The organism is Jiella endophytica (genome assembly GCF_004519335.1).
Taxonomy (GTDB): domain Bacteria; phylum Pseudomonadota; class Alphaproteobacteria; order Rhizobiales; family Rhizobiaceae; genus Jiella; species Jiella endophytica.
In genome coordinates, this window is record NZ_SOZD01000002.1 from 782,038 (window position 1) to 794,370 (window position 12,333).

The window sequence follows — 12,333 nt, forward strand, 5'->3', positions numbered from 1 at the left end:
CGAAGCCAGAAACAGGGTGCGGTACCGCCTGAAGCGGCCCAGGCGCCGCAGACGCGCCGGCCGACCGAAGCATCGCCCACGCGATCCCAGGGCGTGCCGCAGGTTTCGCCGCCGGACCTTTCCGAACCGGCTTCCGCCAAACGCCCGGCTGCACAGCGGCAGGCAAGCGGCCGCACAGCCTCGAACGCCAGCGAGAGACGCCTGCCGCCGCAAAAGCAGACGGGCGGCGGCAAGATCGCCAGAATCGTGGAGACGCTCGGCAAGCCCCTGCCCCGCGTCGGGAGCGCTCTTGCTGCGATCGAATCCCTCGACTTCCATCGCTTTCGCCGGGGGTCCGAGGCAAAGCAGCTTCAGAACGAGAGGGCGCTGGCAAAACCGGATACCCGACGGGAGAAACGCAGCGATCAGCGTCCCTATGCAGAGCCGGGCTTTGCTGCCGAGGACCGCTCCGTCGGTCTGGCACCGGACGTCTCTGCGCGGTTCCCGACGGCCTTTGCTCCGAACCAGCCGCCGGCGACGCATGGCGAGAGCAATCCGGCCCTGCGCCGGCCGGCCGAGGAAAGCTTCGAGCTCATGCCGGACGGCTCCGGCAGGGTTCGCCGCCTTGACGAGATCGCCACGGCATCCGGTTCCGGCCGCAAGCCGCCCTGGCTCTTCCTTGCGATGGTGGCCCTGCCGGTGCTGGCCACCTTCATCTATCTCATGGTTTTCGCGGCGAGCCAGTACACCTCGGAATCGACCTATGTCATCAGCCGTGGCGGGGCGGCGCTTGCCGGGGGCTCGCTCGGCAGCCTCGGGCGGTCTGACGAATCGAGCGAGGCGATCATCGTCTTCTTCCAATCCCGTGACGCGGCCGATCACCTCGCCAGGAACGCCGACCTGAAGGCCAAACTGATGCATCCGTCGGCGGATTTTCTCTCCGCCTATCCGGGTCTTTTCTACCACGACGGCAATGAAGGCCTTTACCGGGCCATGAAGGACGCCATCGAGATCGAGCTCAATCCCGACACCGGCATTTCCACCCTGCAGGTCACCGCCTTCACGCCGGAAGACGCCCGCGAGATCAACGTGGCGATGCTCAATGAGGCGGAGGAGCTGATCAACCGGATGAACGACCGCGCGACCAAGGACGCGATCGCCTTTGCCGAAAACGTCGTCAGCGAGAACGAAAATCGCATCCGCGAAGTCCAGAAGCGCATGACGGCGTTTCGCAACGACGAAAGCATCCTCGATCCGAACGCCCAGTCGACGACCGAGCTCGAGCTGATGACGCAGCTATCCCAGCAGGTGACCCAGATCGACACCGAAATCGCACAGCTGAGGGCCTCCGCGCCGAAGAACCCGCGGCTGAACAGCCTCGCCGAGCAGCGCAAGGCCGTGAACAATCAGATCGAGAAGATCCGGTCGAACCTCGCCGGTTCCGACACCTCGCTCGCACCGAAGCTCTCTGCCTATGAAAATCTTTCTCTCGAGCGCGACCTGGCGATCCAGGCCCTCACCAGCGCCTATGCATCGCTGGAAGAAGCGCGCCAGGAGGCATTCGGCAACCGGCTCTATCTCCAGACCATCAGCACCCCGAATGTGCCGGATCGGCCATCTTATCCACGGCCGATCTTCTGGACTTTGATCGTTGCCGGCATGAGCTATGCCCTCTACAGGATCGCTCGCATCGCCATCAAGGAAGCGCTGGAGCATTCGGCATGAGCATGCTTCAGGCTGGGCGCGGCGGGAATGCAAGCAAGAAGCGATCGAACGGCGCGGCCACCACGCCGGCGACGCGGCCGCACACGCTCGAGGGCGAACACACCGTCGATGCTGCGCAGCTTCCCGCCCAGGCGCCGGCGCACCAGTCGGTCGTCGTTCACAACCTGATCAAGTCCTATGTCGGCGAGGCCGGCCGTGTGCGGGTTCTCGACGGCATCAGCTTCGACATCGGCCCTGGCGAGAAAATTGCCGTCCTCGGCAAGAACGGCGCCGGCAAGTCGACCCTCGTCAAGCTCATCGGCGGCGTCGAACAGCCTGACAGCGGCTTCGTCCACCGCGGGCTGACGATGTCCTGGCCGCTTTCCTTCGGCGGCGGCGGCGTCCACTCCACCATGAGCGGGCTCGACAACGTCCGCTTCATCGCCCGGATCTACAACCGACCCGTCGAGGAGACGATCGACTTCGTCTCCGACTTCGCCGAACTCGGGAAATATATCCGCTATCCGGTCAACACCTATTCGGCCGGCATGCGCATGCGCCTCGGCTTCGCGCTCACCATGGCGGTGGATTTCGAATGCTATCTGATCGACGAGGTGCTGGGTGTCGGTGATGCGAGGTTCCAGAAGAAGTGTCGCGACGCCCTGTTCGGCAGGCGCGGCCATTGCGCGATGATCCTCGTCAGCCATCACCGCCACACCGTGCTCGAATACTGCTCCAAGGCGCTCGTCCTGAAGCGCGGCCGCGGGCGTCTCTTCGACGACGTGGAATTCGCCCTCGACATCATCTCGACACTCTAGGGCCGGCTCGGCGGGAAATCCGCCACCGCTCTTGCCCTGACCCACGTGAACCTGGCGGCATCGCCCGCCGCGGGAGCAGCCTTCTTGCCGATCTTCCTCGATCTCACCCGGATCTCCTCCCGCCTCCTTCGGGGCGCGCCGACGGGCATTGACCGGGTGGAATTCGCCTATGCGCAGGAACTGGTCTCGGAGGCGAAATACGGCCCGGTCGTCCCGGTCATCACCACACCGGTGGCAACGGGGGCGATCCCCGTCGAAACGATGCGCCGGCATCTCGACAAGATCGAAGCCGGCTGGCTGCGCGACCGCGCGGAGGCCGGCGATGACCCGTTCTATACCGAGCTGAAGGCGGCGATCGATCTGCCGCCCGAACCGAAGCAGAGCGGCGCCAGACGGCTGAAGCGCCAGAGCCGGCGACAGGCCGCCGCCAAGACGCTGCAGTTTCCCTTCCGCAAGATCGCCACAGCCCCCCGGCTGATGCGCCGCAGCCTTGCCGGTACGCGCGGCGAGACGCGCTGCTACTTTCATGCCTCGCACACCCAACTCGACAAGCCGGACCGCTTCGACTGGCTCGGCGAGCATGCGGTGCCGTCGGTCTTCCTGCTCCACGACGCCATCCCGGTGGACTATCCGGAATTCTGCTCGCCCGGCTCGGCCGCACGCCATCACGCCCGTCTCGAGACGGTGTCGCGGCGGGCGAGCCTCGTCATCGTCAATTCCGACGCGACCCGCAGCGCCATATCGCGCTACATCGCCGCGCAGGGATGGCGCGTCCCGGCGATCGAGGTCGTGCATCTCGGGGTCGACCGCTGGTTTCTGGGCAATGGAGCGAATCGCAGCAGCGCCAGCACGAGAACGCATCTGCCCGCCCGCCCCTATTTCGTCTGCGTCGGCACGATCGAGCCGCGCAAGAACCTGATCTTCCTGTTCAATGTCTGGCGCGGCCTTGTCGAAAAGCTCGGCGAGGCGGCCCCGAAGCTGGTGCTCGTCGGGCGACGCGGCTGGGAGAACGAGAACATGGTCGACATCCTGGAGCGTTCCACCGCCATCGGGCCGCACCTCATCGAGGTCGCCGACCTTTCCGACCTCGGGCTGTCCGCGCTTTTGAAAGGCGCTCGCGCGCTGGTCGCGCCCTCTCTCGTCGAAGGCTTCAGCCTGCCCGTGGCAGAAGCTCTTGCCATGGGAACGCCGGTGATCGCCTCCGACATTGACGTCCACCGGGAGATCGCCGGCTCGCGCGCACTCCTCGTCGATCCGATCGACGGTCCCTCCTGGGTCCGGGCGATTGCCGGGATGACGGAGCCGGAGAGCGCCCTGCGGGCCGAATGGGCCGACCGGGCAAAGGGCTACGAGCCGCCGAGCTGGGAGGGCCACGTGGCGCGCAGTATGGCGGCCATCAGGGCCGCCGTCGGCGCTGGCGCGTGACCCGACGGTGCGCCTGTCGCCCTTTCCCGCGTATGACAAAATGCCTTCATCAATCAGGCAGCCAGCGACCCCGCAATGAGAACGCCATCTTGAAACCTTCGGAATCTCCATGACAGCACCGGTTTTGATCGAAGGCCGCAACCTTGCACTCAGCCAGGGCACGGGCATCGCCTCCTATGCCCGCAACCTCACCGACACGCTGAGAAGCCTTGGCTACGAACTCGATCTCCTCTTCGATACCGAATTCCGGCTGAGCCGCGAGCGGGCCGACTGGAACGAGCTGCAGCTCTACGACATGTCGAACCGCCAGAGCGGACGGATCACCCGCCTGCGGCGCTATCGGCGGGCGTTCCGCTATCTCACCGTGCCGCCGATGGCGCTCGAGGCGCGGGAAGTCGCCAATTCCGACCTCATTGCCGATCGCAGCATGTTTCCGGGGTTGCAGGGATTTGCCAGGCGCATGGCGATCGAGATGCTGTTCCTGCGCGCCGACCAGCATCTCCTGCGCTACGGCCGCCGCCTGACGGTGAAGCCGCTGCGCCAGCCGCGGCTGTTCCATGCCACCCATCCGGCGGCCATCGAGGTGAAGGACTGTCCGAACGTCTTCACCGTCCACGATCTCGTGCCGTTGCGCCTGCCGCACATGACGCTCGACAACAAACGCGCCTTCCACAAGACGCTGGGTGCCATCGCCGAGGGCGCCGACCGGATCGTCACCGTCTCGGAAAACTCCCGGCGCGACTTCCTCAATTACTTCAAGGTCGACGAGGACCGCATCGTCAACACCTACCAGGCGGTGTCGCTTCCCGCCGAATATCTCCAGCGAACGGCCGAGGAGAAGGTGCGGGAGGTCAACGCCTTCGGCCTGACGCCGCAGAAATATTTCGTCTTCGTCGGTGCACTCGAGCCGAAGAAGAATCTCGAACGGCTGATCGACGCCTATCTCGCCGCCGGTTCGGACCACCGTCTGGTCATCATCGGCAAGCTCGGCTGGGGTTACGAGCGGATCGTCGAAAAGCTGCAGCGGGTGACCGAACGGCCGCCCGTCGGAGCCGAGGGCGAGGCTTCGCCGCTGACCGACCGGATCATCCATCTCTCCTATCTGCCCTTCACCCAGGTCCTCAGCCTCATCGAGAACGCCCGGGCGCTGCTGTTTCCCTCGCTTTATGAAGGGTTCGGCCTGCCCGCCCTCGAGGCGATGCTGCTCGGAACTCCGGTGATCTCCGCCAATTCGAGCTCGCTGCCGGAGGTCGTCGGCGATGCCGGTCTGCTGGTCGATCCCTATGATCCGGTGGCGATCACCCGGGCGATCCGCACGATCGACCACGATCAGGACATGCGCGAGGATCTGAAACGCCGCGGCCCGCTTCAGGCAGCGCAGTTTTCGCCGGAGCGGTTCACCGAGCGGATGAAGGCGGTCTATGACGGGCTGCTGTGATGCGGACGTTGCCAACGTCCCGAGCGGCATAAGGCAGGGATCAGGTAACTGAACCGCGAGACGTCCTTGCGCGGCTTTCAAGGCAGCCACCAGGCTAGCCGCAATCTTGCCGGAATGGCGCCGCACTGCCGAGAGCGCATCCCGCAGGATCGGACGGCATCGTCACCAAATGGGCGTCGATCGGCTGTTCGCTCAGGGAGCCGAGTGAGGTATAGCTGCTCCTGGCGGATTGGATTGAGAGGCTGACGTGTGTCTGCACTGACGACATTTGACGATCTGAAGGCGAAGATCCCGGGAGGCCGTGCCAAGTCGAAAGGCTCGCTGCTGAAGCAGCTGACCCTTGGCCGGATCATCTTCTTGGTGATCGTCGTCATCCCGGTCGTCGCGTCGGTGATCAGCTACGGCTTCATCATCTCCGACCGCTACGTTTCCGAAAGCCGTTTCCTCGTGCGCAGCGCCTCGAGCCAGGACGTCAGCGGCTTTTCCTCGATCCTTCGCACCTTCGGCATCAGCAAGGCCGACGACGAGAGCTACTCGGTCCAGAGCTACATGGAGTCGCGCGATGCCCTGCGCGACCTGATGAAGATCCTGCCGATGGAGGACTACCTCAATCACGACGGGATCGACCTGATCTCGCGGTGCTACAAGCCGTGGTCCTCGCACAGCTTCGAAACGCTCTACAGCTGCTATCTCGAGCGGATCAGCGCCGTGCGGGAGGAGACCACAGGCATCAGCATGCTGACCGTGCAGCTCTATACGCCGGAGGAGTCAAAGGCCGTCGCGGAGGCGCTGCTGAACCTTGGCGAGCAGCTCGCCAACCGGATGAACAGGCGTGCCGAGGCCGACGCCGTCTCCAATGCCCAGGACTTCATGTCCGAGGCCGAGGCCCGGGTGATGGAAGCCAACAAGCGGCTGACCGAATTTCGCAACGAGCAGAAGTTCCTCGACATCCAGGGCGAGGCGAGCCCGACCTCCACCGTGATCGCCGGGCTTTCCTCGGAACTTGCCCGCACGCGCGCCGAGATCGAACAGCAGACCCGCGTCTCGCCGCACAATCCCGGCCTCGCCTCGCTGAAGACCAAGGCCCTCGTCCTCGAGGACCAGATCGACTCCGAGCGCGCCAAGCTGACGGGCACGGGCGGCGCGCTGTCCAACCAGATCTCCAATTTCGAAGACCTCTCGCTGCGCAAGGAAATCGCCAAGCAGGCGCTCTCCATCGCCTCGAAGACGATCGACCAGGCGCGGCTCGAGGCGAAGCGCCAGCGGATCTACATCGAGACCATCGTCAAGCCCAACCTTGCCGACATGGCGACGGAGCCCGAGCGGCTGCGGATGGTGATCACCGTCCTCGTCCTGTCGCTGATGGTGTTCGTCGTCGTCTGGATGATGATGATCGGCGGCCGCGAGCATCTCCACCAGAACTCGTCCTGAGCCTCTTGCGCGACGGTGCAGTCCCTCGGCCTCGCGGTATTCGGGCCGCGTTTGCATGGGCGGTGTCGGGAAGCGGGGTCAGCCGGAGAGGGAAGGCGTTCACCCCGGCCCCGGGGGCTGCCCCCGACCGGCACGTACCTGTTTACAATCGCTAATGTTCTCCGCATGGGCGCCCAGCGACAGCGAGCAGTCCCTTTCGCCAACGAGACTCGCCTGCGCCGGCAGCAGCGCTGGCGCGGGCCCTGCCGGCTCGCCCTCAGCTCCCCCGAAAACGACGAGGCCGACGCCGGCGACATGCCGGCATCGGCCTCGTTGGATCAAAAGCGGCGTTGCCGCCACAGCATCGTGCCTTCAGCGTCCAATCGCACGCACGGCGCGCCAGGGGTCTTGGCAGGCCGCGGCCATCAGTGACGGCCGTCAGCCCTCATGTCCCGGCAGGGCCGTGAGATCAGCGCTTGGCGAGGCGCTCGTTGCCCTGCTTGACGACGACCTTGGCGCCCATCGGCACGCGATTGTAGAGGTCGATGATATCCTGGTTCATCAGGCGGATGCAGCCCGACGACGCCGCCGTGCCGATGGTCCACCATTCCGGCGTGCCATGCAGGCGGAACAGGGTGTCCTTGCCGTTCTGATAGAGATAGAGCGCGCGGGCGCCGAGCGGATTGGTCAGCCCCGGCTGCATGCCTTCGCGATAGGGCTCGAGTTCGGGCTTGCGGTCGATCATCTCCGACGGCGGAAACCACTTCGGCCAATGCTGCTTGTCGTGGATCTCGGCGTCGCCGGCCCAGGAGAAGCCGCTGCGGCCGACGCCGATGCCATAGCGCATCGCCATGCCGCTCGGCTCGACCACGTAGAGGAAGCGGTTCGACGTATCGACAACCACCGTGCCCGGCTCGTACTGGGAGCCCTCAGGATAGGAGACTTCCTGGCGCAGGAACTGCGGGTCGATCTTGGCGGTCGGGATCGCCGGAAGGGCGAAGCCGTCGTCGGTCACCGCGCCATAGCCGATCTCGCCGGTGGCGGCGAGGCCGCCATTCATCAGGCCGTCCTGCCCGGCATAGGCCGCGACCTGCGTGTCGGCAGGCTGAAGGCTCGCGCGCTGCGGCCCGGTGGCGCAACCGGCCAGCATCAGCGAGGCGATCGCGGTGCCAATGGCGAGTGATGTCTTGATCGTCATGACGGGTGCCAATGCGGTTGAGAATTGTCTGGAGTGCAGCCCGGCTCGAGCTTCGACGCAAGCTTGCACGAACTTCGTTTCGATAGGCTTGATCAGGCTCTCGGGCAATGTCTGCATTGCAGCCTATCGTGGTTAAGAAAGAGTTTGTTGCCCCGTCGTCACAGTTGACCTGTGCCGCAGCCGCGACATCTCGTCGGCCGACGGGGATCGCATCGGACCCATGAGGTTCTGACCATGAACATTGGAGAGGCCTCGCGCCAGTCCGGCTTGCCGGCGAAGACGATCCGCTATTACGAGGAAGTCGGCCTGATCAAGCCGATGCGCGCGAATAACGGCTACCGCGACTATCAGGAGCGCGACGTCCATGTCCTGCGCTTCCTGCAGCGCTCGCGCTCGCTCGGCTTCTCGATCGCGGAGGCGCGCAAGCTGCTGTCGCTCTATGGCGACGAAAACCGCCAGCGCGAGGACGTGTTCCGGCTGGTGAAGCGGCGGATCGCCGAGATCGACCACAAGATCGCCGAGCTGAACTCGCTGAAGCGGGCGCTCGGTACGTTGACCGATCAGTGTGCCGGTGGGGACGGACCCGATTGCCCGATCCTCGAGGAGATCGCTGGCGAGAGAGCCGACTGACGAGACTGCGAGCTGATCGACCCGACCGGCCCCGTGCTGGTATCGGTGACGGCGCGCCCCCCGGCCGGATGCGCCTGAAAAGCCTGCGTTCAACGGCAATCAGTTCCTCCGACGATCATCGATGTTCTCCGTAAGGCGGCCAATCCAATCGCGATTCGTTTGCGTTTTGTTTCAGCCGCGAATATTCCTTCTGCCATGCCTCTCGTCTCGCCCTTCTCGCAGGACCCGCTGATCGATGGCCGCCAGTCGGATCGCGCGATGATGGTGCGCCGCGGGGTGCAGCGGCTGATGCAGTCGCTGCGGGTGGCGATGCTGCCGGAAATGCCGCTGGATTCCGGCCGCAGGGCAGATCTCGTCTGCCTGTCCGACAAAGGCGAGATTGCCATCATCGAGATCAAGACTTCGGTCCAGGATTTCCGCGTCGACCAGAAATGGCCGGTCTACCGGATGCATTGCGACCGGCTCTATTTCGCCACCCATCCGGGCGTCCCGCTCGAGATCTTCCCGGAGGCCTACGGCCTGATCGTCTCGGACGGCTACGGGGCGGAGATGCTGCGGGAGGCGCCGCTGGAGCGGCTAGCCCCGGCGACGCGCAAGGCGATGACGCTGAAATTCGCGCGGCTCTCGGCCAACCGGCTGCTGCAGGCCGAGTGGGCCGCCAATCCGGCGCCGATGGAGTGACGCCGGCAGATCGCCGGATCGGCGCCGGTCTCGGCTGAAGATCGGCGGACCGGCCGCAGGACGGCCGGACCGGGCGCTTGGGGCAGATCATCCGCGCAGCGTGGCGCCGGTGGCCTTCTGAACGCCGGCGACGATCTTCGCCGATACCGCCTCCAGCTCGTCCTCGGTCAGCGTGCGCTCGCTCGGCGCCAGGGTCACCTCGATGGCGACCGACTTCTTCGCCTCGCCGAGTGCCGAGCCGGCGAAGACGTCGAAGACCCGCACTTCCCTGACCAGCGCCTTGTCGGCGCCTTCTGCCGCCTTGACGATCCGCCCTGCCTCGACCGCCTCGTCGACGACGAAGGCAAAGTCGCGCCGCACCGGCTGGAACGGCGACAGGGTCAGAACCGGTTTCGTCCGCGTCGGCTTCTTCTTCGGCTCCGGAACCCGGTCGAGGAAAACCTCGAAGCCGCAAAGCGGCCCGGAAACATCGAGCGTCTTCAGGACACGCGGATGGAACTCGCCGAATTCGGCGATAACCACCTTCGGACCGAGCTTGATGCGGCCGGACCGGCCGGGATGGTACCAGTCGCTCGCCGGTGCTTCGATCATCAGTTTCTCGGCCGGGAAACCGACCGCCTCGAGCACGGCGAAGGCGTCGGCCTTGGCATCGAAGACGCTCACTGCCGCGGCGTTGCCTGACCAGAAGCGGCCGGGCCCCTCCATGCCGGCGGTGCCGCGACGAATGCCGCCAGCGACGCGCTTCTGGCCCTCGGGCGTATCGGACAGGTAGACCCCCGCTACCTCGAACAGCGCCGTGTCGCCATAGCCGCGCGCAGTGTTGCGGCGGGCGGCGGCGATCAGGCCCGGCAGCAGCGAGGGGCGCATGTCGGAAAGATCGGCGGAGATCGGATTGGCGAGCTTCAGGGCCGCGTCGCCGCCGCCGAAGGCCTTGGCCTCGCTCTCGGAGACGAAGCTGTAGGACACGCATTCGACCATGCCCCTGGCGGCCAGTGCCCGCCGTGCCGCCCGGTCGCGGATCTGCGCCGTGGTGAGGATGCGTGCATTGACCGAGGCGTGCGAAGGCAGCGGCGCCGGCGCGATTTCGTCGACGCCGTGGAGCCGCATCACCTCCTCGACGAGATCGGCCTTGCCGTCGGCATCCGGGCGCCAGCTCGGCACGGTGCAGGCGAGCGCTTCCCCCTGGCGCTGCGGCGAAAAGCCGAGGACCGAGAGAATGCGCTCCTGCTCCGCCGGATCGATCGCAAGGCCGGTCAGGCGCTCGAACTCGCTGACAGGAAGCACGATCTCCTTCGGCTCGAACGGCCTGACGCCCTCGACGACGCGCTTCGAGGCAGTGCCACCGCAAAGATCGAGGATCATCTGCGTGGCGAGATCGAGCCCGGGCTCCATGAAGGCGGGGTCGACCCCGCGCTCGAACCGGTAACGCGCATCGGTGATGATGCCGAGGGAGCGGCCGGTACGGGCGATGTCGAGCGGCTCCCAGAGCGCCGATTCGATCAGCACCTCGGTGGTCGTCTCGTCACAGCCGGAATGCTCGCCGCCCATGATGCCGGCGATCGATTTAACGCCGTTGTCGTCGGCAATGACGCAGGTTCCGGCCGCAAGCGTGTATTCGCGCTGGTCGAGGGCGAGGATCGTCTCGCCTTCAACGGCATCGCGCACCCGCAGGGCGCCGGCGACCTTGGCGGCATCGAAGACATGCAGCGGCCGGCCACGATCGAAGGTGACGTAGTTGGTGACGTCGACGAGGGCGTTGATCGGGCGAAGGCCGATCGCCTTCAGCCGCTTCTGCAGCCATTCCGGCGACGCGCCGTTGCTGACGCCGGAGATACGGCGGAGCGCGAAGCCGAGGCAGGTGGCGCTCGTCACGTCCAGCGCCACACCGACATCGCCCGCGCCTTCGATGCGCGACACTTCCGGCGTCTTCAGCCTGCCGAGGCCGGACGCCGCGAGGTCGCGGGCAATGCCGGAGACGCCCGTCGCGTCCGGGTGGTTGGGCGTCAGATTGATCTCGATCACCGGGTCGATCAGATCCGCATAGTCGGCATAGCGCGTCCCGACCGGGGCGTCGGCCGGCAGATCGATGATCCCGTCATGCTCCTCGGAAAGCTCGAGCTCGCGCTCCGAACACATCATGCCGAAGGATTTGACGCCGCGGATCTTGCCGACGGCGAGTGTCGTATCGATGCCCGGGACATAGGTCCCCGGCAGTGCGAGCACGCCGACGAGGCCCTCGCGGGCGTTCGGCGCGCCGCAGACGATCTGCAGCGGCTTGCCGTCATTGACGTCGGGGCCGGCATCGACGGAGAGCAACCTCAGACGATCGGCGTCCGGATGCTGGACCGCCGACAGGACGCGGGCGATGCGGAACGGCTCGAACACCGCCCGATCATCGACGGCTTCGACCTCGAGGCCGATCATCGTCAGCCTTTCGCAGATTTCGGCAAGGTTCGCCTCGGTCTCGAGATGATCCTTCAGCCAGGAGAGTGTGAACTTCATCTTGTCCCGCGTCGTCTCGTTGGATGCGGCCGGATGGGCCGCGAAGAGTTGGTCTTGCGCGCTTTCGGATCCCGGCTCGTCGGGACGGGCAGGAAGCGCATGTGGTGGCTGTCAGGGCCTCGGCACGGCGCCACCCTCGCTGGCGGGCAGGTCGACCGAGATGCAGGCGAAAGGCAGCGCCTCGCCGGCAAAGGCCTGAAGCGTCGGTTCGAAGCGATGCGGCTCGTCCATGGCGCCAAGGACGACATAGATCTTGTCCGGCAGCCGCTCGTCATAATAGGCGACCGGCGCGCCGCAGGTCGCGCAGAAGGATCTTGCCACCGGGGCCCTGCCATAGCGCCAACCCTCCTCGCCCTCGAAGACGACCTCGCTGCGATCGAACCCGACAAAGGCCAGGAACGGCGCCCCGGACGCCCGGCGGCAATCCTCGCAATGGCAGATCGTCGAGACATGCGGATCCGCCGCAGCCGTGAACCGCACGGCGCCGCAACGGCAGCCGCCGCTATGAAGAGGGGAGTTGCCATGGCTCATGGGCTCGTTCCGATTTG

10 protein-coding genes are annotated in these 12,333 nt (G+C 65.8%); 7 read left to right on the forward strand and 3 right to left on the reverse strand.

All coding sequences use genetic code 11. The features are described 5' to 3' along the window. Positions 1–246 precede the first annotated feature (246 nt). The 5 genes from E3C22_RS08690 to E3C22_RS08710 all read left to right on the forward strand — a co-directional run bounded on the left by E3C22_RS08690 (position 247) and on the right by E3C22_RS08710 (position 6,795). The gene (locus E3C22_RS08690) at positions 247–1,704 is read left to right on the forward strand and encodes a KpsE/RkpR family capsule polysaccharide export protein (RefSeq protein ID WP_134761591.1); all 1,458 of its coding nucleotides are present in this window, start codon (positions 247–249) and stop codon (positions 1,702–1,704) included. Further along, the gene (locus E3C22_RS08695; protein WP_245514854.1) at positions 1,701–2,501 is read left to right on the forward strand and encodes an ABC transporter ATP-binding protein; all 801 of its coding nucleotides are present in this window, start codon (positions 1,701–1,703) and stop codon (positions 2,499–2,501) included. Before E3C22_RS08690 ends, E3C22_RS08695 begins: the two co-directional genes overlap by 4 nt. An 84-nt stretch (positions 2,502–2,585) precedes the next feature. Next, the gene (locus tag E3C22_RS08700; RefSeq protein ID WP_134761592.1) at positions 2,586–3,926 is read left to right on the forward strand and encodes a glycosyltransferase family 4 protein; all 1,341 of its coding nucleotides are present in this window, start codon (positions 2,586–2,588) and stop codon (positions 3,924–3,926) included. A 109-nt stretch (positions 3,927–4,035) separates the two neighbouring features. Continuing rightward, a complete protein-coding gene (locus E3C22_RS08705) occupies positions 4,036–5,364 on the forward strand; it encodes a glycosyltransferase family 4 protein (protein WP_134761593.1) in 1,329 nt (442 codons plus the stop codon). A gap of 249 nt (positions 5,365–5,613) precedes the next feature. Beyond that, positions 5,614–6,795: a KpsE/RkpR family capsule polysaccharide export protein gene (locus E3C22_RS08710; RefSeq protein WP_134761594.1), complete on the forward strand. Its 1,182-nt coding sequence runs from the start codon at positions 5,614–5,616 to the stop codon at positions 6,793–6,795. Between the two features lie 448 nt (positions 6,796–7,243). Here the strand turns inward: E3C22_RS08710 and E3C22_RS08715 are convergent, their stop codons facing one another. After that, entirely contained in the window at positions 7,244–7,972 is a 729-nt protein-coding gene (locus E3C22_RS08715; protein WP_134761595.1) for a L,D-transpeptidase, read from the reverse strand. 234 nt (positions 7,973–8,206) lie between these two features. Here E3C22_RS08715 and E3C22_RS08720 point away from each other — a divergent pair, with 234 nt between their 5' ends. Beyond that, positions 8,207–8,602 (forward strand): MerR family transcriptional regulator, encoded by a 396-nt coding sequence (locus E3C22_RS08720; RefSeq protein WP_134761596.1) that lies wholly within the window; start codon positions 8,207–8,209, stop codon positions 8,600–8,602. Positions 8,603–8,797: 195 nt separating this feature from the next. Further along, positions 8,798–9,283, forward strand: a complete 486-nt coding sequence (locus tag E3C22_RS08725) for an MmcB family DNA repair protein (protein ID WP_134761597.1) — start codon at positions 8,798–8,800, stop codon at positions 9,281–9,283. An 87-nt stretch (positions 9,284–9,370) separates the two neighbouring features. Here the strand turns inward: E3C22_RS08725 and pheT are convergent, their stop codons facing one another. Both pheT and E3C22_RS08735 read right to left on the reverse strand, forming a co-directional pair. Further along, entirely contained in the window at positions 9,371–11,785 is a 2,415-nt protein-coding gene (gene pheT, locus E3C22_RS08730; protein WP_134761598.1) for a phenylalanine--tRNA ligase subunit beta, read from the reverse strand. Positions 11,786–11,896: 111 nt separating this feature from the next. Next, positions 11,897–12,316, reverse strand: a complete 420-nt coding sequence (locus tag E3C22_RS08735) for a GFA family protein (RefSeq protein WP_134761599.1) — start codon at positions 12,314–12,316, stop codon at positions 11,897–11,899. Positions 12,317–12,333: the final 17 nt, after the last annotated feature.